We start from the raw sequence: 25,053 nt of genomic DNA, 5'->3' as shown, positions 1-25,053 counted from the left end.
TCGACGAAGCAGTCGCCCTTGAAGCCCCTGACGCAGGCCAGGCCAGCAACGGATCAACAGGTTGAAAAGTCTCCATGCCGATTCGCGTCCTGACACCAGGGCTCGAAACAATCGAACAACGGCGCGAAGGCATGGTCAGGATGGGCCTTGAGAGGGCGGTCGATGAGGATGGAACGCCAGGTGCCGATGTATTTTGAGAGGCAGAACGAATCCAGCACCCAGCTGAGCGGAAACCAGGTGATCGGCCGCTTGGTGCCGAGGCTGGGCAGATCGATCTCGATGCCTTCGGCCATCAGGGCACGGTTGAGAAAGCCGGCATGGCGCGCCTCATCGCGGGCCATCAGGTTGAACAGGCGGCTGAGCTCCGGACGGCCAGCCTTCTGCAATCGGCGGGAGAGCTCCTTGAACAGCAGAAAGCCGGAATATCCAATACGCACGACTGCACCAGATCACTCTCTTGGGCCTCCGTCTCCGCTGCTGAACGATGACCCAGCCGGTTCAACGGCGCCTTGCGATCAACGTGCTCGCGGTTGTCATCAGCCTCCATCGCGCCGAGCATGGAATGGACTCGAAGCCGGGGCGAGGGCGCGACCGGAACGGCCGGGCTGTGCCGGGCTGGGACAGGACAACTTGAAACAACGTCATCGCAATACAACGTCTTGCCAGTTTTCTTGAAACAGCAGAGCGCGTTGAGGAGATGATGGAGATCCACGCTAGGCTTGGGCTCCAGCCATCGCCGCCTGCTGCGGCCCTCTCCGCGATGGACGCCCTCGCCGAATACTTCAAGGTCTTTTCCGAACCCAACCGGCTCGCCGTGCTCGACGCCCTGCGCGCTGGACCGCTCAACGTGACGGCCGTGGTGGAGAAGACAGGCCACAGCCAGGCCCTGGTATCGAAACACCTCAAGCTGCTCACCATCGCCGGTGTGGTGCGGCGACGGCCGGAGGGAAGCCTGGTGTTCTACGAGGTGATCGATAAAAGCGTGTTCAAGTTGCTGGCCCGCGCCGAAAAGTTGATGCTCTCGGCGAAGCGCCAGCAGATCGACGCCCTGGCGGCGATCCTCTGACAGGCTGCCGAGCTGCTGTGTCGTCTCCCTCCTCTGCAGACGTGCCTGTCTCGCCAGGTCTGCCCACCGATCTTGCAAGCCTGCGCCAGGCCCTCGCCGCTGGAGATCGGCAGTTCCCGGGCCTGCAGCTCCGTGATCTCGATGGTGTCGATCTCGACCTGAGCGACTGTGACCTCAGCGGAGGCACCTTCCAGGAAGCCCGCTTCGGCCGCAGCCGCTGGCAACGGGCCCGGGTGACCGGTTGCCGTTTCCAGGGGGCCCTGCTCTGGGGAGCGGATCTCTCCGGGCTGCAGGCCGCGGGTTCCTTCTGGCACGACGCCGATCTCTCCGGCGCCCGGCTCCAGAACGCCGACTTCTCCGGGGCCCTGATGCACCGCTGCTGCCTGCGGGGGGTGGTGGCAGCCGGCAGCCACTGGCGCGACACCCGCCTGGTGGAGGCCGATTTCCGCAGCGGCCTCGACCAGCTCACTGATCTGGGCCGGGCCGATCTGCGGGGTGCCGATCTCAGCTATGCCCAGCTGCAGGGCTCCCAGCTGCACGGCGCCGACCTGCGCGGCGCCTGCCTCTACGGCGCCAACCTCTCGGGCGCCGATCTGAGTGAAGCCGATCTGAGCGGCTGCGACCTGCGCGACACATCCCTGGCCAGCGCCCGGCTCGACAAGGCCGTCCTCAGCGGCACCCTGCTGCCCGACTGAACGCCCCCTGATCACCTGACCTCAGAGACCTCGCCCAAGTGAGTTCGCCTGATTGACATAGCTTGAGGCCCAGCGATAGGCATCGAGAGCTCCCCGGCCATGAGCGACCACTTCGATCTGATCGTGCTCGGTGCCGGCTCCGGCGGCCTGGCCGCCGCCAAGCGTGCCGCCTCCTACGGCGCCCGCGTGGCGATCGTGGAGGGGGATCGGGTGGGCGGCACCTGCGTGATCCGCGGCTGCGTGCCCAAGAAACTGCTGGTCTACGGCTCCGCCTACAAGCACCTGCTGGCCGATGCGGCCAGCTACGGCTGGTCGATGGGAGAGGTGCGCCACGACGCCGGCACCCTGCTCGCCAACGTGCGCGCCGAAGTGGATCGGCTCAACCAGTTGCACATCGGCCTGCTCGAGAAGGCGGGGGTGGAGCTGGTACGTGGCTGGGGCCACTTCCTCGATTCCCGCAGCGTGGCAGTGACGGCAACACCAGCCACCCTCCGTGACCAGTCCTCGGAATCGGATCCGGCCCCCGGCAGCCCGCCCCGCATCCTGCGCGGTGAACGGATCCTGATCGCCGTGGGGGGCCGACCCACCCGCCCGCTGATCCAGGGGGCCGAGCATTGCTGGGTGAGCGACGACCTGTTCCTGCTCGAATCCTTGCCGGAACGGGTCGTGATTGTGGGTGCGGGCTTCATCGCCTGCGAATTCGCCTGCATCCTCAATGGGCTCGGCGTCCAGGTGACCCAGCTGGTGCGCGGTGATCACCTGCTGCGCGGCTTTGATCTGGAGGCCGCCCACGCCGTGCAGGAGGGCATGGAAGCGGGCGGCATCGACATCCGCTTCGCCCACAGCCCCGCCCAGATCGCAGGAGAGCCGGGGGCCCTGGTGGTGACCACCCAGAGCGGCGAACAGATCGCCTGTGGTGGGGTGTTGCTGGCCACCGGCCGCCATCCCTATCTGGAGCCTCTGCACCTGGATGCGGCCGGCGTGGCCACAGACAACGGCCGGCGCATCCCGGTGGACAGAAACCAGGCCACCAACGTGCCCCATATCTACGCGGTGGGAGATGCCACCGACGTGATCAACCTCACCCCGGTGGCGGTGGATGAGGGGCGCGCCTTCGCCGACTCGGTGTATGGCGGCAAACCCAGGCAGGTGAACCATGACCTAGTGGCCAGTGCCGTATTCAGTCAGCCGGAACTGGCCACGGTGGGCCTGAGCGAAGAGGAGGCGATCGCCCGCTGCGGCCCTGAGGGCCTGCGGGTGCATCGGGCCCGGTTCCGCCCCATGGCCCAGGCCCTGCCCGCTCGAGGTCCGCGGGTGCTGCTCAAGCTGGTGGTGGAGGCGGCCACCGACAGGGTCCTGGGGGTTCAGATGGTGGGTGAGCACGCCGCCGAGATCATCCAGATGGCCGCCATTGCGATCGGCATGGGAGCCACCAAGGCGGACTTCGACCGAACCATGGCCCTGCACCCCAGCGTGTCTGAAGAATTCGTGACCATGGCCAACTGAGCCTGTCAACCGGCACGCTGCAGCGGCAGCAGACCCTTGCGCAGATCATCCGCTAGCAGGATGGTCACCGGCGCCACCAGCATCCAGGGCAGCCAGGCGGCAGGGAAGGGGGCCATGGCGAACAACTCCGCCAGGGCCGGCGTCAGGATCAAGGCGGCGGTGAGGGCCAGCTCGGCCATGACCCCAATCCAGAGCAGGGGATTGTCCCGCCAGGCCGGCAGCGACCAGCCGCTGCTCCGCTCCCTGCGGCAGGCCAGCAACACACCCACCTGGGAGAACACGATCAGGCAGAAGGCCACGGCGGAGGCCTGCCGCTGCAACCAGAGCAACTCGGCTGGAGCACTGCGATGCAACAGGGCCGGCGCCAGCTGCCGCAGCGCCGCCAGATCAAAGCCCGCCCCCTGCCACACCAGCAGATAGCCCCCCATGGCCAGCACGGCCTCGATCAAGCCGAGGAACAGGTAGGCCCGCAGCAACAGGGCTCCGCTCAGCAACGGCGTATCCCGCTTCCGCGGTGGTCGGCGCATGCCACCGGCCTCCGGTGGCTCCGCCCCCAGACCCAGGGCCGGCAGCAGATCGGTGCCCAGATCCACCGCCAGGATCTGCAGCACCGTGAGGGCCGCGGGGATGCGCAGCGCCACCATCGCCAGGAACGGCAGGATCTCCGGCACGTTGGAGGCGAGGATGTAGGTGAGAAATTTGCCGATGTTGCTCACCACGGCCCGCCCGTAGCGGATCGCCTCGATGATCGTGGCGAAGTTGTCGTCCAGCAGAACGATGTCCGCCGCTTCCCGGGCGACATCGGTGCCATTGCATCCCATCGCCAGGCCCACATCGGCGGCTCGCAGGGCCGGGGCATCGTTGACACCGTCGCCGGTCACGGCCACCACCTCCCCGAGGGCGCGATAGGCCTGCACCAGCCGTAGCTTCTGCTCTGGAGCCATCCGGGCAAACACCAGGCGGGTGCGGAATTTGAGCAGCTGGCGCAGCTGCACATCACTGATCCGGGCCAGGGCGTCACCCTCGATCACCCGCACCGGATCCGCCTGACGGACGGCGCTGGGCTCAAGCAGGCCGATCTGCTGGGCGATGGCCTGGGCGGTCACGCCGTAGTCGCCCGTCACCATGGTGACCTTGATGCCGGCCTCGCGGCAGCGCCGGATCGCCTCGGGCACCTCCGGCCGTGGGGGGTCGTACAACCCCAGCAACCCCACGAACACCTGCTGCTGCTCCACAGCCTCACTGGCATCCGTGCCGGACCCGCCATCGTGGGGCAGCAGCCGTATCGCCACGGCGATCACCCGGTAGCCCTGGCTCGCCAGCCGGTCATTGGCCTCGCGGATGCGGCGACGCTCGGGCTCCAGCAAGGGGATCGGACCCGCCGCAGCCATGCCCGACACGCAATGGTCGAGCACTTCCAGCGGCGCCCCCTTGGTGATGACCAGAGCCTGGGACTCCAGCCAGCCCCAGCCCTTTCCACCGGACTGCCAGCCCGGGCCCGCCTCCACCACCACGCTCATGCGACGGCGGTGCGAATCAAACGGAATCTCCTGGCGGCGGGGATGGAGCTGGGGCAACCGCTCGGGGTTCAGTCCGGCCGCATCGGCCGCCACCAGCAGGGCCGCCTCGGTGGGATCGCCCACCACATGCCGGGCCGGGGCCAGCTCGAGATGGGCGTTGGAACACAGGCACGACCAGACCAGCAACCAGTTGTGCAGCAGCGGGTCCGGGTTCGGCAGCCAGGTGTCCTGCACTGCCATGCGATTGCAGGTGAGGGTGCCGGTCTTGTCGCTGCAGATCACGCTCACCGACCCGAGCGTTTCGATCGCCGACAGACGCCGCACCAACGCGTTGCGCTGGGCCATGCGGCGCACGTTCAGGGCCAGGGCGAGGGTGACGCTGGGGAGCAGTCCCTCCGGCACATTCGCCACCAGGATCCCCACGGCGAACACCAGGCCCTCCAAGGGCCCCATGCCGACAAACACGAGGCTGAGACCGAACACGAGCAGCCCCATCGAGACCGCGATCGTGGTGATCACCCGCACGATGCGGGCCACCTGCCGTTCGAGGGTGCTGGGGCTGCGTTCGGTGCTGGCCGTGAGGTGGGCCACCTGACCGAACTCGGTCTCGGCGCCGGTGGCATAGACCACGGCGATGCCACGGCCGGCGGTCACGGTGGTGCCGGCCAGCACCAGATTGGAGCGCTCGCGCGTGGGGATCGGATGGTCACTGCGCTCCGGCGGCAGCGTTTCGGCCTGACGGGCCACCGGCAGGGATTCGCCGGTCAGAACCGACACATCCAGATAAAGCCGGATCGATTCGAGCAGGCGCCCATCCGCCGGCACCTGATCGCCTTCCTCCAGGGCGACCCGATCGCCTGGAACGAGCTGATCGGCCTGGCAGGTCTGCAGCTGACCATCGCGCCACACCTGCACTTGGCGGGGCAGGGCGCGCGTCAGGGCAGCCAGGGTGCGTTCAGCCTGGAATTCCTGCCAGAAGGAGAACGCCCCGTTGATCAGCACCACGGCCCAGATCGCCCAGCCGAGGGCCGGGGTCCCTGCAACAAAGGCCAGGCCGCCGGCGATCCAGAGCAACAGGGCCATGAAATGCACCAGCTGATCCACGAACCGCAGCCAGAGGGAGCGGCGACGCAGGGCCGGCAGACTGTTGGGCCCGAAGCGCTCCAGTCGCCGCAGAGCCTCGGCGCTGCTCAGCCCGGTCGGGGTGGTCTGCAGGGCGTCGCACACCTCGCTCTGCGGGAGCGACCAGATCGGCTGGGCGGCGGAGAGCAGCACGAAGGCTGAGCGGCAGGGTGATCCAAGAGTGGATCGCCAGACTCACGGCGTCAGTGCTGGCGGGCAGTGCCTTTTTGAAGCTCAGGAGACGTCGATGCCCCAGGCCTGGCGGATCGCTGGATTGGTCAGTTCCCAGGCGTGCTCGGTGGGAACCACGGCAGCCCGATGCCGAGCCGGCTGAAGCTCGCGGCGCTCCATCTCAGCGTGCAGCAGGCTGATGAAGCGTTCACTCTCCTGGCGCAGCAGGGCCACATGGGCGGCACCGCCGGCCGCCGCGCGCATCTCTGGCTTGCTGGCACAGAGATCCAGACCCTGCAGATGCTCTTCCAGCCAGACCGCCTCGTATTGGAGCATCGAATCGCTGCAGTCGTGCAGCTGCCGTTCGTAGGCAGTCAGGTGCCCCTCCAGCTGGGCCGGCGGCGTGGCTGGAGAAGGCGCCTTTGCATTGAGGCGCTGCATGATCTCGCGGAGATGGCTCATGCCTCGGCTGCAGACGGAACAATCGGTTTGTTGGGAGGGTAGGAGCGGCCGTCAGCTCCGCGACCCAGGCGGTGCCATGCCGTTACGGAAGCCGTGATCGACTGAAGCCGCTCCAGACCAGGCCGGTTCTGACCGAAATCCGTCGTGACCAGGCCTAACCCAGCAGATCCTTGCGGATCTGGTGGATGCGGCTGAGCAGCTCGGCGCGCTTCTGCTGCCGCAGGGCGTTGCGGGCGAGAAAATTAAGCACAGCCACCAGACCGACCAGCTCCAGCAGGCCACCAATCAAGGGCAACTCATCGATGGCCTGCAAGGTGGCACCCGTGAGCTTGAGCGCCACACCGGCCACCACGGCCAGGAGCAGCAGCCGCGCCACCGGCAGCAGATCCTCGAAGGACTTCAGCTGGGATGCTCCAAGCTTGCCCAGCACCTGATTGAGAAACTGGAGCGGCAACCGCAGGGCCTCTGCGGCAGAGGTTTCGGCCGCTGCCCCTGCTGGCTGCGCTGGCCGCGGGGCCAGGGGCGCGGGCTCAGCCACCGGAATCACAGGATGGATGGCCTGCACCACAGGCTTCTCAGGCAGATCCTCCAGAACGGGGGCGGGGGCAGGGCTCGCCACCGGGACAGCCGTCCCAGGCATGACCTCAACGTGAACATCCCCCTCTCTGGCGGCTTCGGGCGCTGACGCGATGGCCGCAACAGGGTTCTCGAGCAGAGGGGCCTTCAGCTCAGAACCGGACTGCAGCTCAGCGACAGGCTCCGGCGACGGCTCCGCTGACGGCACCGGCTCAGCGACAGTCCCTGGCACACCCGCTGAAGGCTGGTGCATCTCGGGCTCAGAGGGAGCTGACTGCGCTGGCTCAGACGACTCGGCTGGTGGATGAAAAGCTTCTGGCTGAGCATCAACTGGTTGCTCTTCAACTGGTTGCGCTTCAGCTGGTTGCGCTTCGACAGGTTGCGCTTCGGCTGGGATACCAGCTGGGGAGTCGTTCTCCGGCATCGGACCTTCGGCTGCGACGGATCCTCCCCTTATACAAGGCCTCTCCCGCACCCTTCATCGGTGTCAACACGGGTTGGTTCAGACCGCCAGGCCACGCTCGTTGAACACGCCTTCGAAGAGGGCCGAACTGAGATAGCGCTCACCGGAATCGGGAAGCACCACCACGATCGTCCTGCCGGCGAAAGCCTCCTCCCGCGCCAGCCGCAAGGCTGCCACGGTGGCCGCTCCGCAGGAAATGCCGGCCAGGATGCCCTCCTCGCACATCAGACGGCGCGCCATGCCCATGGCCTCGTCGTCGCTCACGGTTTCGACGCGATCGACCAGATCCAGATCCAGGTTGTCGGGCAGGAAACCGGCCCCGATGCCCTGGATCTTGTGGGATCCGGGCTGCAGCGGCAGGTTGGCCTTCGCCTGGCTGATCACCGGACTGTTGACCGGCTCCACCGCCACCGAGACCAACGGCTGGCCCAGAGTGGTCTTGATGTAGCGGCTCACGCCGGAGATCGTGCCGCCGGTGCCGACCCCCGCCACCAGAACGTCCACCTCGCCATCAGCGTCGTTCCAGATCTCGGGGCCCGTGGTGTCGTGGTGAATCTGGGGATTGGCGGGATTACTGAACTGCTGCAGCAGCACGTAGCGATCCGGATCAGACTCGGCCAGCTCCTTGGCAGCCCCGATCGCCCCGCCCATGCCCAGCCGCCCCTCGGTGAGCATCAAACGGGCGCCATAGGCCGTAAGCAGCTTGCGCCGCTCCAGGCTCATGGTTTCCGGCATGGTGAGCGTCAGGGGAATACCGCGCGAGGCCGCCACAAAGGCCAGGGCGATGCCGGTGTTACCGCTGGTGGGTTCGATCAGTTCCTTGCCCTGACCCAGCCGTCCGGCCTGCTCGGCCTGCCAGATCATGGCCGCACCGATGCGGCACTTCACCGAATAGGCGGGATTGCGCCCCTCGATCTTGGCGAGAACCCTCGCCCCGCAACCGGCCGTGACCCGGTTGAGCTGCACCATCGGGGTATTGCCGATGCTGAGGCTGTTGTCGGTATAGATCGGGCTCATCCGCCGGTACCAAATCCGCTGGCACCCTAGGCAGCCCCTTTTCGGATGCCTTCAGCAGGAGCAAAACCCTGGGAAAACAGGCCATATGGACAGTGTCTTTGTGAAGAGCGATGGCCCGGTTTCCGGATGAGCCCACGCGAACGGAGCCTCATCCCTAAGGTTCGCGTCACTCCGGCGGCCTGTATCGGGCAAGCATCTGACGCTGTGCCTTCGGAACATTTCCCTTGTCTGCATCTCCATGTCGCCTCCCGCTGCGCCGGCGTTCTCGCCCTCGGCAGTGTTCAACCGGATCAGCTCCCAGCACATCAAGGGGGACCTGTTCGGTGGCGTCACCGCCGCGGTGATCGCCCTTCCCATGGCCCTGGCCTTCGGTGTCGCCTCCGGAGCTGGTGCCGCCGCAGGCCTCTGGGGGGCCGTGCTGGTTGGCCTGTTCGCCGCCCTGTTCGGCGGCACCCCCACCCTGATCTCGGAGCCCACCGGTCCGATGACAGTGGTGATGACGGCGGTGATTGCCAAACTCACCTCCCAGAATCCGGAACACGGCCTGGCCATGGCCTTCACCGTGGTGATGCTGGCGGGTCTGTTCCAGATCCTGTTCGGCTTCCTGAAGCTGGGCCGTTACGTCACGATGATGCCGTACACCGTGATCTCGGGCTTCATGTCCGGGATCGGCTTCATCCTGATCATTCTTCAGATCGGTCCCTTTCTGGGGCAGGCGATTCCCAAAGGTGGGGTGCTCGGCACCTTGAATGCCCTGCCGGGCCTGATCACCAGCGCCCGGCCCACCGAAGTGATCCTGGCGGTGATCACCCTGGCGATCCTCTGGCTGACGCCATCGAAGGTCAAGACGATTGCACCGCCCCAGCTGATCGCCCTGATCCTGGGCACGCTCCTGTCCCTCTCGCTGCTGAGTGGCGGCGGCGATGGTGAAGAGATCCGCCGGATCGGCGAGATCGCCTCCGGTTTTCCGAAGCTGCAGCTGCCCTACTTCTCCCTGCCCCAGCTGGAGACGATGCTCGTCAACGGCGCCGTGCTCGGGATGCTGGGCTGTATCGATGCCCTGCTCACGGCGGTGATCGCCGACAGCATCACCCGCACCGAGAGCGATTCGAACAAGGAGCTGATCGGCCAGGGCCTCGGCAACCTCGTCTCGGGCCTGTTCGGCGGCATCGCCGGTGCCGGCGCCACCATGGGCACGGTGGTGAACATCCAGGCCGGTGGCCGCAGCGCCCTTTCGGGCATCACCCGCGCCCTGGTGCTGATGCTGGTGATCCTGGCGGGCACGCGCCTGGCGGCCCAGATCCCCCAGGCGGTGCTGGCCGGCATCGCCCTGAAAGTGGGTGTCGACATCGTCGACTGGAGCTTCCTCAAGCGCGCCCATCGGATCTCGATCAAGGGCGCCCTGATCATGTATCTGGTGATCGGCCTCACCGTGCTGGTCGATCTGATCGCGGCCGTGGGCATCGGCGTGTTCATCGCCAACATCCTCACCATCGACCGGATGAGTTCGCTCCAGTCGAAGCAGGTGAAATCCGTCAGCACCGCCGACGGCGAGCTCAATCTGCCCAGTGAGGAGAAGGCCCTGCTGGATCGGGGCAACGGCAAGGTGCTGCTGTTCCAGCTGACCGGCGCCATGATCTTCGGGGTGGCCAAGGCGATCGACCGGGAGCACAACGCCATCGGCAGTTGCCAGGCCATCGTGTTTGACCTCACGGAGGTGTCCCACCTGGGGGTCACCGCAGCCCTCGCCGTTGAAAACGCGGTGGAGGAGGCCCTGGAGAAAGGTCGGCAGGTGTTTGTGGTGGGGGCCAACGGCACCACCCGCAAGCGGCTCGAGAGGCTTGGTCTCTACGCCAAGCTGCCGGCGGATCACCTCGAGATCAGTCGTCATGAGGCGCTCGAGCGAGCGGTTGCGGGTCTCGTCTGAACGCAGGGAGATTCTGCGGGGCTCGGCTCAGGCGGCGGGTACTGCTGGGGTCAGTCCATAGGGCTCACCATCGGCGGGTTCGAGGATCCCCAGCTCCTCCCGCCAATCGGCCACCGGCCTGTGCCAGCCCTCTTCCCAGTGGGCCACGGCCAGGCAACTCGCCTGCCGAGCCATCGCCATGCCGTGCGCCACAGCCGCGCTCAGTCGCGGCAGGCGCTCGGTCTGGAAGCGGAAGGTGGCCAGTTGTCAGGCTGTGGTGAGCAGCACGTAGGCGGGAAAGCCGATCTGACAGGCGGTGATCGCCAGCACCCCACTTTCCCCTTCGGAAACCGTGCCGAATCCACTCACCACATGGTGGATATCGTGGGTGGTGGCGATGCGCTGGGTCAACCAGTGGGCCTGGGTTCCCGTGGGCCTGGGCCGGAAGAATTCAGGGTCGTAGTCGAGCTGACGAATCAGCTGGGCGTAGCTGCGGCCCAGGCTTCCCTCCGGCAGCTGGATCAGCCGATCCAGATCCGGCTGCAGGGGCGGGTATCGGGCATCCATCATCGCGGCGCCGCCAGGGACGCTGCGAAAGCGGCCGATGCAGGCCTCCATCTGCGGTGTGTCGAGCATGTTGTCGACCAGATCCGCCACCGAACCCAGGTCGCCGCCACTGCGGCCGATCGCCGCCAGCAATTTGAGGTTGTTGGCGGCCCTGAGCAGTTCACCGAATCGAGCCATCCCTGGACGCGCGCCTTGATCCAGCATCGCCCCACCTCTGGCAACGCTGACCGGTGGGCGCCTGCGACGCTGGACAGCCAGCCAACAGATACCCAAACTCCTGATGCAAGTCCCGCTGCGCGAGTGGTGGCAGCAGCCCCACCGCGACGTCCTCTCCGGCCTGGTGGTGGCCTTTGCCATGATCCCCGAGGCGATCGCCTTCTCCGGCATCGCCGGGGTCGATCCCAGTGTGGGCCTGTTCGGTGCCTTCTGCCTGGCGGTCACCCTGGCGATCGTGGGCGGCCGCATGGCGATGATCACCTCGGCCACCGGCTCCACGGCCCTGCTGATGACCGGCCTGGTGCAGCAGGGCGATGCCCTGGGGGCGGGCCTGGGGCTGCAGTTTCTGCTGGCCGCCGGCATCCTCACGGGCCTGCTGCAGATCGCCTGGGGCTATCTGCGCCTGGCCCATCAGATGCGCTTCGTGCCCCAGCCGGTCATGGCTGGTTTCGTCAATGCCCTGGCGATCCTGATCCTGCTGGCCCAGCTCCCCCAGCTCGGCCTCGACGCCTTCCACCCCGAGGTGGTGACGGTGCAGCCCGCCCAGTTGCCGGCGGTGTGGGGCCTGACCCTGCTCACCCTGGTGCTGATCTATCTGCTGCCACGGGTCACCAAGGTGATTCCCTCGGCCCTGATCGCCATCTTGATCACCACGGGGATCGCCATCCAGCTGAAGCTGGATGTGCCCACGGTGGCGTCGCTCGGCACCCTGCCCCAGGGTCTGCCGAGCTTCGGTCTGCCCCAGGTGCCCTTCAACCTCAACACCCTCGGGCTGATCCTGCCGACGGCTCTGGCCATCTCCCTGGTGGGGCTGATGGAGACCTTCCTCACCCAGGACATCCTCGACGACATCACCGACCAGACCAGCCACAAGAACGTCGAGGCCCGCGGACAGGGGATCGGCAATATCGTCAGCGCGCTGTTCGGCGGCATGCCGGGCTGTGCCCTGGTGGGCCAGTCGGTGATGAACGTGGGGTATGGCGGCCGCACCCGGCTCTCCACCCTCACCTCGGGCATGAGCCTGCTGGCGATGATCCTGCTGGCCCGCGAGTGGGTGAATCAGATCCCCATGGCCACCCTGGTAGGCGTGATGATCATGATCGCGATCAACACCGCCAATCTGCGCTCGATCACCGAAATCCGCCGAATCCCCCGCAGCGACACCGCCGTGATGGTGCTCACGGTGGTCATCACCGTGCTCACCCACAACCTGGCCATCGGTCTGCTGGCGGGTGTGGCCCTGGCGGGCATCCTGTTCAGCCGTAAGGTGGCCAAGGTGATCGAGGTGGAGAGTCGCCTCGACGGCGACGACCATCGCATCTACACGGTGCGGGGTCAGCTGTTCTTCGTGAGCAGCATCTATTTCCGCCAGGGCTTCGATGTGCATGAGCATCCGGCCCGGGTCAGCATCGATATGGGAGAGGCGCACATCTGGGATCAGAGCGGAGTCACCGCCCTCGATCAGGTGATCCGCCGCATCAAGCTCGGAGGCAGCTCCGTGGAGGTGATTCACCTCAACCCCGCCAGCACCGACCTGTTCGCCCGGATCGGCATGGCAGAGGAGGCCGGCGGACGCGGCGGAGACCTGGCTGGAGCCCACTGATGACCTGGACAGCCGGATTGCCATCCCAGACTGACGGCCTTAGCGGCCCGATGGCCAGGCGCTGAACGGACGCTCCAGCCGGCGTGTGCCCCGCTCCGGCAACCACAACTCCAGAACCGCACCCCCCCCGGGGTGGTTGCGGGCCTGGACCCGTCCACCCTGGGTCACGGCGATCTGCTGCACGATCGACAGGCCCAGGCCACTGCCGGTTCGTTTGCTGCGCACCCGGGAGGGATCGCCGCGATAGAAGCGCTCGAACAGATGGGTCAGATCCTGCTCGCTGAGGCCGGGGCCGTGATCACGAACGCTCAGCAGTGTCCAGTCGCCACTGCTGACCAGTTCCACCTGAACCGCCGTGCCATCAGGCGCATAGCGGATGGCGTTATCGAGCAGGTTGAGCAGGGCCCGATGCAGCCGCGACCCATCGCCCCACACCACCGTCGGGGCCGGATCCTCCCCTTCCGGCTCCGGCGGCTGTCGGGGCACCCGGTGCAGGGCCAACTGGATCCGGCGCTGTTCCGCCAGGGGACGCAGACCTGCCCACACCTTTTCCACCAGGGCACCCAGATCGACCGGATCGCTGCGACCCGGATCTCCAGGCAGGGCATTCTCCAGCCGCGAAAGCTCCAGCAGATCCCCCACCAGCTGCTGCAACCGCAGCAACTCCCGCTGCAGCCGCTCCACCAGCACCGCATGGCGGCTGTTCACCTGGGAAGCGAGGCTGTCGCCCACCAACAGCAGGGCCGTGAGGGGGGTCCTGAGCTCGTGGGCCACATCGCTGACCCAGCGCTCCTGCTGCTCCAGCTGGGCTTCCAGGGAGCGGCGGGTCTGCAGCAGCACCGCCACCCAGCCATCGTCACCGGGGAGGACATGCACCTCCAGATCCTCTTCCCCGTGCTGCCATTCCAGCCGTTGAAGCCGCTGCTGGCTGCGGGCGCTGTCGATGGCGCTGCGCAGCTGCGGTGCACGGCAGAGTGCCTGAAGCGGCTCACCCCGGTGGAGACCAGCCGCTGGTAACTGCAGCAATCGCACAGCACGGGGATTGATGGTGCGGATCACACCCTCCCCATCCAGCAGCATCCAGCCCAGGGGTGCCGCCTCAATCCAGCGCAGCAGCTGGCGACGGCCGGGGCGTTGCGACGGTATGGCGTGCCCCCGCCCTCGCCGCCGAGACCAACCCGCCAACCACCAGCCAGCCAGCAGACCCGCTGCCACTCCAAGCCCAAATCCGACCACAACGTTCATCTCACGGCCGCAAGCGGCCCCACCGGCACGCCTCAGCCGAAGCGATAACCGAAGCCCCGCACCGTCTGCACATGCTGCGGTGCCGACGGATCATCTTCGATCTTCTCGCGCAGCCAGCGGATGTGGACATCAACGGTCTTGGGATCACCGAAATAATCGAATCCCCAGAGACGTTCCAGCAGTTTGTCGCGGCTCCAGACCCGGCGTGGATGCTGCATGAACAGCTCCAGCAGCCGGAATTCGCGGCGGGAGAGGTTGACCTCCAGACCGTCGCGCAGAACCCGGCATTCCTCCGGATAGAGGCAGAGGTTGGCGTGCTGCAGCATCTGGCGCTCATCCCGCTGCTGCAGGGTGCTGCGGCGCATCAGGGCGCGGCAGCGGGCGACCAGCTCACGCATGCCAAACGGCTTGACAAGGTAGTCATCAGCTCCCACCTCGAGGCCCAGCACCCGATCCGTTTCCGAATCGCGCGCGCTCACCACCAGAATCGGGGTCTGGTTGTGCACCTGGCGCAGCTTTCGACAGAGATCAAGGCCCCCCAGACCGGGCAGCATCAGGTCCAGCACCACCAATGCAAATCCTTCGCTCCCCTGCTCCGTCGCATCGGAGTGGAGGAGATCAAGGGCCTTGCGGCCATTGCTGCAGCCAGTCACGGCATAGCCCTCGAGGGCCAGGGCCTCACAGACGGTCTCACGGATGGTGTCGTCATCCTCGACGACCAGAACAGAGGCAGGCATACCCCCATTGTTGGTGATGGGAGCCTGGTTCAGCAGAGTGGACTGCTCGGCCTCACCCAACGGTGCCACGACCAGGGTCGCCGTCATGGGCGGATCTTGCGGGACGGGGTGAAGCCGATCACCAGGCGACGCTCGTCGTCGATCTGCAACCAGCCTTCGTCGCGCAGCACACCGAGGATGCGCGTCACGGTGACGCGGGTGGTGCTGAGGGCACTGGCGAGATCCTGGTGGGTGAGGCGCAGGTTGAGGCGCAGCCCCTGGGGGCAAGGCTGGCCATACTGCTCAGCCAGCAGCTCGAGGAAGCCGCGCAGCCGCTCCTCGATGCGTCGCAGACCCAGCAGGGCCAGCATCGCCTCACTCTGGCGTTGACGGGCCGCCACGGCACGCAACATGGCCGTGGCCAACTGAGGATCGTTCTGGATGTCCTGTGAGGTGAAGCAGAGCAGGTCCGTATCGGTCACCGTGATCGCCTGGAAGGCCTGCACATCGGTGAGTGGCTCGCCGAAGGGTTCATTCGGACCGGCCAGACCAAGCAACAACTCATCGCCGTGAATCGATACCGCACCGAGTTTCACCATGCCCCGCACCACCAGCCAGATGGTGTGACGCAGTAACGGCACACTGCTGCCGGCAGCGAGATGAACCAGGCTGCGTTTCTGATAGCACTCCTCCAGCACAGCCCGGAAGCCATCGCTGCGGCCTGCTTCCGGGGAAGGGGTGAACACCATGAGGAGTGCCGGGTGGCGGTTTGCACGCGATTGTATGGAGCGCGACACGCCCCAAGCACCAAGACGAGGTAGTGCCTTGATTAAGTCGAGGCTAAGAGCGCCTGGACAGGTCGTTCAGGCCAGGGGTTGGGCAAAGCATTACGCCGAACATTGACCTCGAACCCAGTTAGGAGTTTGCTGAAAAACCAACCCACGAGCCAGTTTTCCACAGGCATCAGTGGATTTCCGGCTCAAAAAGACGGATCGGCGGCTATCAGAGCCGCAAACAGCCCGATTTCGGCATCGTTGGCCTCTCTGCAAGGCATTGGTTGAGGCCTATTGGGCACACCTCTGGACAACGGGCTGTTCATGCCGCCTCCATCGCGGGCTTGAGCAGGTTGCCCAGGCGGATCAGGTTGTAGGCGATCACATGCAGGCCAAACACGGCGCCGACCTTCTCGGTACCGCGCAGTTTGAACTGGCGCAGCCCTCCGAACGCCTTGATCCAACCAAACACCTTTTCGATCCCCCGGCGGGCGTTGATCGATTTGGAGTAGCCCACGTGACGGGTGGTGCGGCCATCAATGGCTGAGCCACCGCTGCGGGCCGTGTTCTGGGCCACGTGGGGCGTGACACCGATCCGCCGCATCTCAGCGACAAACCCTTTGGTGTCGTAGTTCTTGTCGGCGCCGACGGTCTTCTGGTGGGCACCGGTGAGGTCTGCTGCCATCTCTTTGGCGGCATCCCGCTCACCGGTGCCCGTGGCCTGGGTGACGCGGCAATCGACGATCAGGTCGTGGCGGTTGTCCATGAGGACATGGCCCCGATAGCTCAGCTGCGCTGGATGGGCATTCGATTTCCGGGCCAGCCGTGCCTCAGGATCGGTGCTGGAGCGGTGGGTCTCGTTGCTGAGCTTGATGCCGCGAAAGTCCCCTTTGGCGCGCTTCTTTCCCTCTTTGGGAGCACCGAATCCTTCGCCAGGACCTGTGGGCGGAGGCGGAGGATCCTCCTGGCCATCGATCCGCTCCAAGGAAGCGTGTGACGCCCAGGCCTGGAGCAACGTGCCGTCCACCGAAAAGTGCTCGTCACTGAGCAGCGGTTTGACCTCGGGTGCTCCCATCAGCTTCTCCAGGAACAGCCCCATGACGTCGTCAGTGAGGAGCCGATCACGATTCTTGGTGAATGTGGTCGGATGCCAGATCGCATCGTCAGGGCTCAAGCCCACAAACCAGCGGAACAGCAGGTTGTAGTGGACCTGCTCCAGCAGCAGCCTCTCGGAGCGGATGCCGTAGAACGCCTGCAACAACGAGGCCAGCAGCAGCTGCTCTGGCGGCACCGATGGTCTCCCTTCTGAGGCATACAACCTGCAGAAGGTGGGATTGAGTCGATCGAGGGCCTGATCCGCCAGCTTGCGAATCCGCCTGAGTGGATGGCTGGTCGGGATCCGCTCCTCGATCGAGACGTAGGAGAACAAGGAGCCGCTGCGCTCCTGCTGACCTCGCATCAAACCTGGGGCAGTTGCCCTATTTTCGCAGAGGCGGCGGGGTTTTTCAGCAAACTCTTAGAAAGCCGCCAGAGATCGAGGGAACAAGAACCCTCAACCCTGGCGGGAGCCAAACCACGGATTCTTCCCAGACGATGCCCAGCGTTGCTGAGAACCGTTTCGTGAGAATCCATTGGTGAGAAGTCAGTGGGGAACCATCAGCTGCCGATCTTGGCCACTTCGGCGCGAGCCTTGTTCAGCACCTCACCGGTGAGGGGGACATAGCCGAGCTCAGCTGCCTGCTTCTGCGGGGCCTCACCCAGGGACCAGTCGAGGAAGTTGCGCACGGCCTCGGCCTTCTTGTCGCCATAGCCAGTTTCGTAGGCCAGGATCCAGGTGAAGGCCACGATCGGGAAGCTCTCAGCTCCAGCGGGGTTGCAGTCTTCACCACCCAGTTTGTCGTTGAGTACGACATTGTTGAGCGCTGCGGCGCCACTGGCCACACTGGCAAGCACGAATTGACCATCCTTGTTCTGCAGCGCCACTGGGCGCAGCGGATCCCGCACATAGGCAAGGTTCACATAGCCGATCGAACCAGGAGTGTTGGACAGCAGGCCAGCCACGCCCTCGTTACCCTTGGCCCCCACGCCAACGGGCCAGTTGACGCTCTTGCCCTTGCCCACACTCTTGCTCCACTCAGGCGAAAAACAAGCCAGGGAGTTGGTGAAGGCGTAGGTGGTGCCGGAGCCATCGGATCGGTGGGCCACCGTGATCGGCTTCGACGGACAACCGAGATCCTTCCAGTCCTTGATCTTGCCGAGGAAGATATCGGCGAGTTGAGCCTGGGTGAGTTTCAGATCGGGACAATCGGCATTGTTGTAGGCCGGCGTGACTGTGCCGCCCAACATCGGAATCTGCAGAGCACCCCGCTGGCCCGCCGCACCTGCCTTGAAGTCTTCCTCGCTGAGTTGCTCATCACTGGCACCAAAGTCCACCGTGCCGGCGGCAAACTGACGCACACCCGCACCTGATCCCACCGACTGATAATTCACCTGATTGCCGGTTTCAGCCGCATAGTCGCTGCTCCAGCGTTGATAAGCCGCCGCAGGAAAGGTTGCCCCTGCTCCACTGATGGTGGTACCGCCTCCGCCTCCACCTCCGCAGCCGGTCAGACCGATCGCCGTGAGAGTCGCCACCGCCGCGATGGCACGCGGACGGAGGAGGGAGCTGGGAAAAGCCATGGACAGAAAGAGGGGTTACAGGACGTTGATCGTAGACAGCGTGCTCGAGAGCGAGCTCCAATGGCGACGAGTTGGTGTTCCCGCTAGCGGGCAAGCTTTGGAGAACGCTGCATCGGCGGATCCAAGGAAGAGCGGGCTGAACCAGCAGCGATGGATGGCGCCGGTCCAGCCCGCGGAAATCACTTGCCGATGCGAGCCACAGCCTTGCGGGACGCGGCCAGGATATTGCCCTTGAGCGGAACATAGCCGAGGTTATCGGCCTGGTCCTGGGCAGCGGGGCTGAGCAGATAGTTCATCGCCCTCTGGATCGTGGCGGCCTTGGCACCGTTACCTTTCTGATAGGCAAGGATCCAGGTGAGGGTCGAAATCGGATAGCTGGCTGCACCGGCGGGATTGGGATCCTCCCCGGCCAGGTTGCTATCCAGACGGATGTTGTTCAGTGCCGCGGCGCCGCTGGCCAGATTCGGCAGCACAAACTTGCCTGCCTTGTTCTGCAGAGCTGCTGCCTTGATCTTGCCCCTGACAAAGGCCTGGTTCAGATAGCCGATTGAGCCACTGGTGTTGCTGATCACACCAGCCACTCCCTCATTGCCCTTGCCGCCGATACCAACGGGCCATTTGACGGTCTTTCCCTCACCAACCTTGCTTTTCCAGGTGGGAGAAAAGGCCGAAAGCGAGTTGGTGAAGGCGAAAGTCGTGCCGGAACCGTCAGAACGGTGCACCACCTTGATCGGGCCCTTGCCGCACTTGAGCTGATCCCAGGTCTTGATGGTGCCCAGGAAGATATCGACTGCCTGCTTCTGCGTGAGCTTCAGGTTCGCGCAATCAGGCTTATTGTAGGCAATCGCGATCGTGCCTCCCACGGTGGGGAACTGAACCACGCCGCGCGACACCTTGGCAGCTTCAGCAGCTTTAATCGGTTCATCGGTGGCGCCAAAATCCACGGTGCCGGCAACGAACTGACGCACACCGGCGCCAGAACCAACAGCCTGGTAGTTCACGCGCGTCCCGGTCTTGGCAAGCCCATCAAAGGCACGCAGGTAGAAGGGAGCCGGGAATGTGGCGCCGGCCCCATTGAGAGTGGACTGGGCGGATGCTGCGGCTCCGGCGCCAAGTGCTGCCAGGGTTCCGAAGATCAGGGCCTTCTTGACGAAGGTCATTGAATAGCCATGGGGTGGGGCCCATCCTGGATAGCAACTGGCCGGTACGCCAGTCGTTATTGCAGGGTTAAGGCGAGGCATCCCCGTCGTCTGCGCGACACCCAACCGGGGATTCAACGACGCGGCGTCGTCCAATCTTCGAACCAGCCACGGCGCCAAAGCCAGGAGGCCTGGAGAACAGCAACAGCGCCCATCAGCAGGATCACTGTCAGATAACCATAGCGCCAGTGAAGCTCGGGCATCACGTCAAAGTTCATGCCATAGATTCCTGCAATAAAGGTAAGCGGGGCAAAGACACTGGTGAGGATTGTGAGTGTCTTCATGACCTGGTTCATGCGATTGCCGATGCTGGCGGCATAGGCCTGTGTGATCGCATCACACTGGGCCCGCAGCGATTCACACTGATCAAACAGCAACTCCACCAGGTCAGCCATCTCCTGAAATCCGCCCAGGGCCTCGGGGCCCAGCAGCTGCTGGCGCTGGCGCAGAAGGGCTCGGATCTGATGGCGCAACGGCCAGATCTGGCTGCGGATCGTGCGAACGCCACTACGAAACTGTGTGGTTCTTCCCAATACAGTTGGCTTGGGTTGGCGTAGGGCGGCAGCTTCCAGGTCATCCAGTCTGTTAGCAATACTCTCCAGCATCGGGAACAGATCATCAAGCAGATCATCGATCAGAAAATGCAGCAGATCGTCCAGATCGCGATGCTCCACTGCTCCGGCCCGAGAGATCAACCAGTCGGTAAGGTCCGCAAACGGTTCTCCGCTGCTGGCCTCCTCCAGCGTGACCAACAGATCGGGCAACAGAAGCAATCCCACCTGCTCACTCACCAGATGGGCAGGATCCTTGGCGAAACCCAGCCGGTGCAGCACCACCAGCACCGCCTCGCCAAAGGAATCGACCCTGGGCCGCTGAGGCACGTCCAGCAGGGGAGGCAGCAGCTCCGCTGGCACGTCGAGGCGCGCCAGCAAGGCCTCGATCCGACGGCGATCCCGCAGCCCACTGATCCGCAACCACACTGGCAACTGCCGCTGTCGTGCCACATCCAGCAGGCTCTCGTCGCCGGTCTGCACCTGACGGAGCACAGGCCCCTCAGGCAGAAACACGACAGCGGAAAACGTGGTGGGCCGTTGCCCGCCGTGCACATACAGGTGACTGGGCAGATTGGCCGGTCTCTCCTCCAGACGCTGGGAGGTCAGAGCTCCAGGCGTGAGACGCAGCACCGTTCCTCCGGGATGAGCCAGCCATGGAACACCCTGCCCCCACTGAGAAGGGCCGCCTGAAGAAGCAGGCAGATGCCCACCGGTTTTAGCCAGGAACGCTGCAGGAAGGCCATGGCGTTGACAGTGGAATCACGCCCCCCATTCCAGACTTGCTGCAGCCGTGGAACAGTGCCGTGCATCACAGCCGGCTGAAGCGTCGCAGCACCCCGGCAAACCGCCAGCTGAGGCGGAGCCGGAAAGCTTGAGCCAGTCTTAACCAACATCGCCGAACCAGCCTGACTAAATTGAGAGGATCAGAACGTTAAGGATGATCTTGGGCGACGAACGCTCAGAACTCGCCCAATCGAGCTCGGGTTGGGCTCCGGATGGAATCCAATCACCGATGGAAGCCCATGGAGGCTACTGGGGATCTGGGTGGTCTCCCGAGAGGCTGGTGTTCCATCAAAATCTTGAATCCTTTGCTGAGCGGGTCGGCCTGATCGTGGGATTACAGGCCAATGGCAAGATCTCCCAGGAACAGGCTTATGCCGAAATCCGGGCGATCTGGAAAGATTTGCGCTATAGCAAAGATGCGTTACTCGACACGAAGACTCCATGATCGTGGCGGCTCCGGTCGCCCCTCCTGCCGATCTGCCCTGTCCGCTCTCCGCTGGCTGGCAATTGCTCTTCACCCAGACCATGCCCCGCAGGGGAACGGAGGGAGAGCCGATCGGAGGCTTTTCAGGGGCTGTGTACGAGCCTGAAGACGATGTGCTCTGGCTGATCAGCGATACACCCCGCGGCCAGCTGCTCGGCTGGCGTGGTCTTCGTCAGATCCTGAGGGGCCCCAATGGGATGGGCCTCCATCCGATGGGATCGAACCGGAAGGAGGAACCGCAACTCCTGCAGCTGTTTGCCACCATTCCCTTGCAGAGCGGAGAAGCCGGCAACGGCAGCGGCAGCGGCAGCGGCAACAGCTTTCGACCTGAGATGGATGGCGAAGGGCTGGTGCTGCAGGGCTCTGACGCCTGGGTGGCCAGCGAAGGGCGCCTGACACCGGCACAGCCGGCCAGGTTGCTGCGCTTCGATCGCCACTCCGGGGCACTCAGGCAGGCCATCCCTCTGCCTGAGGCATGGCACCTTCGGACCCGATCTGGCCTTGCGCCGAACGGCGGACCGGAATCCCTCACCCTGCTGCCTTCTGGCTCGACAACACCGAACCCAACGCTGCGGCTGCTGATGGCGACAGAACAGCCGCTGTTGCAGGATTCAGCCCGGGAGCGTCGCACCCTGCTCTGGTCCGTGCCGGCCAGCTCAGCTGACATCACCAGCCGGGTGCTGCCTCCCTTGCTGGCTCCAGACGTGAGTGAAGCCTGGGGGCTCACGGATCTTCTGGCCTTGTCGGGTCCATCCGCCACGCTCCCCACCCTGGCCCTGTGGCGATCCTTCACACCTCCAGGCTCCTGGCGAGCCGAACTGAGCCTCGTCGAACTCCAACAGGACCAATGGCACAGGAAGGCCCGCTGGGATCTGATCAGCAGCGGGCTTCCACCCGACAACTGGGAAGGATTGACCCAGGGGCCCACTCTGGCGGATGGTCGCTCCAGCTTCGTGCTGGTGAGCGACGACAACTTCAACCCCTTCCAGCAGAACCTCCTGGCGGTGATCGCGCCCCGGCATCAGCCAGGCTGCAGTCACCAGGGAGACCTGGCGCCCTCAGGGCAGCAGAACCGTGCAGTGACGCTCCGCACACCTAAGGTCAGTGGAGGAGGCCAGGCAAAGCAATAACCCAGCCTGAACGTCTGACTCACCTCGCGCTGGCAGGTTGAACCATGAGCGGATTCTCAGTCCTGATCACCCTTGCAGACAGCAAAGCCATGGCCACGTCCCCCCGTTGTGGCGATTATGTGGCCGATCTGATTCAGAAGCAGACCCGGCGGATTGGCAGACTGCATCCCGAAGTTCTGGCGGATCAGGACCCCGAAGCTCTGCACCAGCTGCGGGTGACACTGCGTCGCTTACGCACGGTGCTGAATCAATTCGAAGCAGCTTTGATACTTCCCGATGGCGTAAGTGAGCAACGCCTGGCCCGCGTCACACGCCAGACGGGACTGACCAGGGATCTGGACGTGCTCAGGCAGCGACTGGAGCTCGATCTGTTTCCCGCCCTGCCCATCTCTGCCGATGGTGAGGACTCCGATCCAACGATCAAGGCGAAGGCCTTGAAGCGGCTGCTTAAAGGGCTCGCACGCAACCGCCGCCAGGCCTTTGAAGGATTGGAAAAAGCTCTGCAGGATGCCAACTATCTGAAGATGTTGGCACGGCTGAGCAAATGGCTGAGAAAGCCGGATTTCACCATTCTTGGGCAGCAGCCGATCGGCGATTGGCTGGTCGAGTGGCAAGGATCTCTCAGCCATGGATTGTTTCTCCATGCGGGTTGGCAGGAAGCCAATCCACGCGACAAGTCGTTACACGAACTCCGAAAGCGGATCAAGGAGGCGCGCTACGCGCTCGAAAACCTTGAGCCTTTCCTGCCCAGCGGCGGTCACCATTGGATTCAGGAGTTGAAGCTCGCACAGGAGTCCCTTGGTGAGCTCCATGATCTTCAGGTTCTGGCCGATGTGATCGGCGAACAGGAGCTGCGGCCACGGGTGGCTGACCTGCCTGAGCTGGGGGTAGCCATCCAGCATCAGCTGGACCGCTGCTGGGAAGACTGGCAAACGCTCGCCAGTCGCCTCAAGGCGAGGGATCGGCGCTGGGAATTTCAGGGCCTGTTTCTCAGCTCATGCCCAGGAGTGACCGATGAAACCTGACAAAAGGTCCGGCCAGCGTCGTCGCGCCCGGGGCCATGGCTCAGACCACCCGGCCTCACAGGTAGAGCATCCCAAAAGCTGCCAGATTCATCAGAGCACAATCCGTCACTGGTGCAGCTTCGTATCGGATCCCGATCATCCCGGCCAGCAGATTCCTCTCTATGTCCTGGAGCAACGCCAGCGGGCTGCCAGTTACACCCAGCAGCACCATTAGGGGAGTTCAGGTAGGGGAGTTCAGGAGACGCCCGGCATGAACTGACGTTCATGTCCATAGCCCTTCAACATACGGTTCCAGTAGAGCCAGGGCAGCACCTTGGTCTTGACGATCCACATGGTCCAGCGCTCCTGGGTGGGATCGCAGGGGAAGGATGGTTTGGGATTGCCATCATAATCAAACTCAGCCATGATCGTTTTGCCATAGCCAGTGATCAGCGGACAGCAGGCATAGCCGTCGTAACGGGCCTCCAGGGGACGTTGATCGAGGAAGGCCAGCAGGTTGGCCACCAGCACCGGCGCCTGGCCCCTCACCGCCGCAGCCGTCTTGGAGTTCGGTAGAGACGAGACATCCCCCAGGGAAAAGACGTTCGGGAAACGAACATGCTGGGTCGTGAACTTATCCACCTCGACCCAACCACCCGGGCCAGCCACGGCCAGGGGACTCTCGGCCACCACATCGGGCGCTGCCATCGGTGGGGTGACATGCAGCATCTCGTAGGAGATCACTTCTTCACGGATGGTGTCCCCGTCTTTCACGTGGAACACGGCCTCCTTGCTCGAGGCACGCACCTCCTTGAGGGTGTGCAGAAAGTTGGTGGTGATGCCACGGCGTGCCACCACCTTCTTGAGGGGCTCAGCATAAATCGGGATGCCGAAGATTCCCGGAGTTGCCGTGGCATAGATCACCTTGGTACGGGAAGCGACCTCCGGCGAGCGTTTGAACACGTCGTCGGCCATGTACATGATTTTCTGCGGTGCACCGGCGCACTTGATCGGCGTCTCCGGATAGGTGAACACGGCATTTCCACCCTTGAAGTTCTGAATCGTCTGCCAGGTGTAGGCAGCGTGCTCCCGCGAATAGTTGCTGGTGACACCGTCGCTGCCCAGCGCCTCGCTCAGGCCCTTGATCCGCTCCCAGCAGAGCTTGATGCCGGTCGCGACCACCAGCACGTCGTAGGTGATCGTGGCGCCTCCGGCGGTGCGCACCGCATTGGCATCAGGATCAAAGCTCGCGACGGCATCATGAATCCAGACCACGCCCTCCGGGATCAGGTCCACTTCCAGCCGGTGGGTCTGCTCCAGGGTGAAGACACCGCCGCCCACCAGGGTCCAGCCAGGTTGGTAGTAGTGATCCCGCGACGGCTCGAGGATGGCGACCTCCAGCTCCGGCCGGGCCCGCCGCAGCTGGCTGGCCGCGGTGAGGCCGGCGGTACCGCCGCCAAGGATCAGGATCTGGTGATGGGCCATGGTCCGGCCGACAACGAAGCTGGCCTTGATCTACCTGGATCCTGCGCCTTCGTCCAGGAAACCGTCACGGGAGTGGTGCAAAGCCGGTGAGGCCGGCCACAGAAGACAAGC

23 protein-coding genes and 1 pseudogene are annotated in these 25,053 nt (G+C 64.6%); 8 read left to right on the top strand and 16 right to left on the bottom strand.

What is annotated here, in order from left to right; all coding sequences use genetic code 11:
- Nucleotides 1–562, bottom strand: a pseudogene (locus H8F26_RS14385) (ferritin family protein); the annotation flags it as partial.
- A gap of 198 nt (nucleotides 563–760) precedes the next feature.
- On the opposite strand from H8F26_RS14385, the gene H8F26_RS14380 reads away from it, so the two are divergent.
- From H8F26_RS14380 to gorA, 3 genes are all read left to right on the top strand, one after another.
- Complete coding sequence (locus H8F26_RS14380) at nucleotides 761–1,066, top strand: helix-turn-helix transcriptional regulator (RefSeq protein ID WP_197155012.1); 306 nt, start codon at nucleotides 761–763, stop codon at nucleotides 1,064–1,066.
- A gap of 41 nt (nucleotides 1,067–1,107) precedes the next feature.
- A complete protein-coding gene (locus H8F26_RS14375; protein ID WP_231605232.1) occupies nucleotides 1,108–1,761 on the top strand; it encodes a pentapeptide repeat-containing protein in 654 nt (217 codons plus the stop codon).
- A gap of 99 nt (nucleotides 1,762–1,860) precedes the next feature.
- Complete coding sequence (gene gorA / locus H8F26_RS14370; protein WP_197155008.1) at nucleotides 1,861–3,267, top strand: glutathione-disulfide reductase; 1,407 nt, start codon at nucleotides 1,861–1,863, stop codon at nucleotides 3,265–3,267.
- A gap of 5 nt (nucleotides 3,268–3,272) precedes the next feature.
- Here the strand turns inward: gorA and H8F26_RS14365 are convergent, their stop codons facing one another.
- The 4 genes from H8F26_RS14365 to cysK all read right to left on the bottom strand — a co-directional run bounded on the left by H8F26_RS14365 (nucleotide 3,273) and on the right by cysK (nucleotide 8,598).
- Nucleotides 3,273–6,062, bottom strand: coding sequence for a cation-transporting P-type ATPase (locus tag H8F26_RS14365; protein ID WP_197155006.1), 2,790 nt, complete (start codon nucleotides 6,060–6,062; stop codon nucleotides 3,273–3,275).
- Between the two features lie 81 nt (nucleotides 6,063–6,143).
- Nucleotides 6,144–6,542 carry a hypothetical protein gene (locus H8F26_RS14360; protein ID WP_197155004.1) on the bottom strand — a complete coding sequence of 133 codons (399 nt, stop codon included), beginning with the start codon at nucleotides 6,540–6,542 and terminating at the stop codon, nucleotides 6,144–6,146.
- Between the two features lie 154 nt (nucleotides 6,543–6,696).
- Complete coding sequence (locus tag H8F26_RS14355; protein ID WP_197155003.1) at nucleotides 6,697–7,161, bottom strand: CAAD domain-containing protein; 465 nt, start codon at nucleotides 7,159–7,161, stop codon at nucleotides 6,697–6,699.
- 459 nt (nucleotides 7,162–7,620) lie between these two features.
- Nucleotides 7,621–8,598: a cysteine synthase A gene (gene cysK / locus H8F26_RS14350; RefSeq protein WP_197155001.1), complete on the bottom strand. Its 978-nt coding sequence runs from the start codon at nucleotides 8,596–8,598 to the stop codon at nucleotides 7,621–7,623.
- 238 nt (nucleotides 8,599–8,836) lie between these two features.
- Here cysK and H8F26_RS14345 point away from each other — a divergent pair, with 238 nt between their 5' ends.
- The gene (locus tag H8F26_RS14345; protein ID WP_197154999.1) at nucleotides 8,837–10,525 is read left to right on the top strand and encodes a SulP family inorganic anion transporter; all 1,689 of its coding nucleotides are present in this window, start codon (nucleotides 8,837–8,839) and stop codon (nucleotides 10,523–10,525) included.
- 27 nt (nucleotides 10,526–10,552) lie between these two features.
- Here H8F26_RS14345 and H8F26_RS20255 read toward each other — a convergent pair whose 3' ends face one another.
- Together H8F26_RS20255 and H8F26_RS14340 are read right to left on the bottom strand one after the other, a co-directional pair.
- Nucleotides 10,553–10,717: a hypothetical protein gene (locus H8F26_RS20255; RefSeq protein ID WP_370594628.1), complete on the bottom strand. Its 165-nt coding sequence runs from the start codon at nucleotides 10,715–10,717 to the stop codon at nucleotides 10,553–10,555.
- A gap of 54 nt (nucleotides 10,718–10,771) precedes the next feature.
- Nucleotides 10,772–11,248, bottom strand: coding sequence for a Coq4 family protein (locus H8F26_RS14340; protein WP_370594627.1), 477 nt, complete (start codon nucleotides 11,246–11,248; stop codon nucleotides 10,772–10,774).
- A gap of 103 nt (nucleotides 11,249–11,351) precedes the next feature.
- On the opposite strand from H8F26_RS14340, the gene H8F26_RS14335 reads away from it, so the two are divergent.
- On the top strand, nucleotides 11,352–12,890 hold the full coding sequence (locus H8F26_RS14335; protein WP_197154997.1) for a SulP family inorganic anion transporter: 1,539 nt from the start codon (nucleotides 11,352–11,354) through the stop codon (nucleotides 12,888–12,890).
- Between the two features lie 39 nt (nucleotides 12,891–12,929).
- Here the strand turns inward: H8F26_RS14335 and H8F26_RS14330 are convergent, their stop codons facing one another.
- The 7 genes from H8F26_RS14330 to corA all read right to left on the bottom strand — a co-directional run bounded on the left by H8F26_RS14330 (nucleotide 12,930) and on the right by corA (nucleotide 20,482).
- Entirely contained in the window at nucleotides 12,930–14,135 is a 1,206-nt protein-coding gene (locus H8F26_RS14330; protein ID WP_197154995.1) for a cell wall metabolism sensor histidine kinase WalK, read from the bottom strand.
- A 32-nt stretch (nucleotides 14,136–14,167) separates the two neighbouring features.
- Nucleotides 14,168–14,872 carry a response regulator transcription factor gene (locus tag H8F26_RS14325; protein WP_197159232.1) on the bottom strand — a complete coding sequence of 235 codons (705 nt, stop codon included), beginning with the start codon at nucleotides 14,870–14,872 and terminating at the stop codon, nucleotides 14,168–14,170.
- An 83-nt stretch (nucleotides 14,873–14,955) separates the two neighbouring features.
- The gene (locus tag H8F26_RS14320) at nucleotides 14,956–15,600 is read right to left on the bottom strand and encodes a Crp/Fnr family transcriptional regulator (RefSeq protein WP_197154993.1); all 645 of its coding nucleotides are present in this window, start codon (nucleotides 15,598–15,600) and stop codon (nucleotides 14,956–14,958) included.
- Nucleotides 15,601–15,946: 346 nt separating this feature from the next.
- Complete coding sequence (locus H8F26_RS14315; protein WP_197153730.1) at nucleotides 15,947–17,083, bottom strand: IS5 family transposase; 1,137 nt, start codon at nucleotides 17,081–17,083, stop codon at nucleotides 15,947–15,949.
- 197 nt (nucleotides 17,084–17,280) lie between these two features.
- Nucleotides 17,281–18,303: a phosphate ABC transporter substrate-binding protein PstS gene (pstS, locus tag H8F26_RS14310; protein ID WP_197154991.1), complete on the bottom strand. Its 1,023-nt coding sequence runs from the start codon at nucleotides 18,301–18,303 to the stop codon at nucleotides 17,281–17,283.
- A gap of 179 nt (nucleotides 18,304–18,482) precedes the next feature.
- Nucleotides 18,483–19,463, bottom strand: coding sequence for a phosphate ABC transporter substrate-binding protein PstS (gene pstS, locus H8F26_RS14305; protein WP_197154990.1), 981 nt, complete (start codon nucleotides 19,461–19,463; stop codon nucleotides 18,483–18,485).
- A 113-nt stretch (nucleotides 19,464–19,576) separates the two neighbouring features.
- Complete coding sequence (corA, locus tag H8F26_RS14300) at nucleotides 19,577–20,482, bottom strand: magnesium/cobalt transporter CorA (protein ID WP_231605641.1); 906 nt, start codon at nucleotides 20,480–20,482, stop codon at nucleotides 19,577–19,579.
- A 517-nt stretch (nucleotides 20,483–20,999) separates the two neighbouring features.
- Here corA and H8F26_RS14295 point away from each other — a divergent pair.
- From H8F26_RS14295 to H8F26_RS14285, 3 genes are all read left to right on the top strand, one after another.
- Nucleotides 21,000–21,284: a hypothetical protein gene (locus H8F26_RS14295; RefSeq protein ID WP_231605231.1), complete on the top strand. Its 285-nt coding sequence runs from the start codon at nucleotides 21,000–21,002 to the stop codon at nucleotides 21,282–21,284.
- A complete protein-coding gene (locus tag H8F26_RS14290; protein ID WP_197154988.1) occupies nucleotides 21,281–22,453 on the top strand; it encodes an esterase-like activity of phytase family protein in 1,173 nt (390 codons plus the stop codon). Before H8F26_RS14295 ends, H8F26_RS14290 begins: the two co-directional genes overlap by 4 nt.
- A gap of 89 nt (nucleotides 22,454–22,542) precedes the next feature.
- Entirely contained in the window at nucleotides 22,543–23,478 is a 936-nt protein-coding gene (locus H8F26_RS14285) for a CHAD domain-containing protein (protein WP_197154986.1), read from the top strand.
- Nucleotides 23,479–23,533: 55 nt separating this feature from the next.
- On the opposite strand, the gene H8F26_RS14280 is transcribed toward H8F26_RS14285, so the two are convergent.
- Together H8F26_RS14280 and H8F26_RS14275 are read right to left on the bottom strand one after the other, a co-directional pair.
- On the bottom strand, nucleotides 23,534–23,689 hold the full coding sequence (locus tag H8F26_RS14280) for a hypothetical protein (RefSeq protein WP_197154985.1): 156 nt from the start codon (nucleotides 23,687–23,689) through the stop codon (nucleotides 23,534–23,536).
- Nucleotides 23,690–23,712: 23 nt separating this feature from the next.
- On the bottom strand, nucleotides 23,713–24,942 hold the full coding sequence (locus tag H8F26_RS14275) for an FAD/NAD(P)-binding oxidoreductase (RefSeq protein WP_197154983.1): 1,230 nt from the start codon (nucleotides 24,940–24,942) through the stop codon (nucleotides 23,713–23,715).
- Between the last annotated feature and the right edge of the window lie 111 nt (nucleotides 24,943–25,053).

Origin of the sequence: Synechococcus sp. CBW1006 (genome assembly GCF_015840525.1) — a bacterium.
Classification (GTDB): domain Bacteria; phylum Cyanobacteriota; class Cyanobacteriia; order PCC-6307; family Cyanobiaceae; genus CBW1002.
This window is presented reverse-complemented; position numbering and strand designations above follow the sequence as displayed.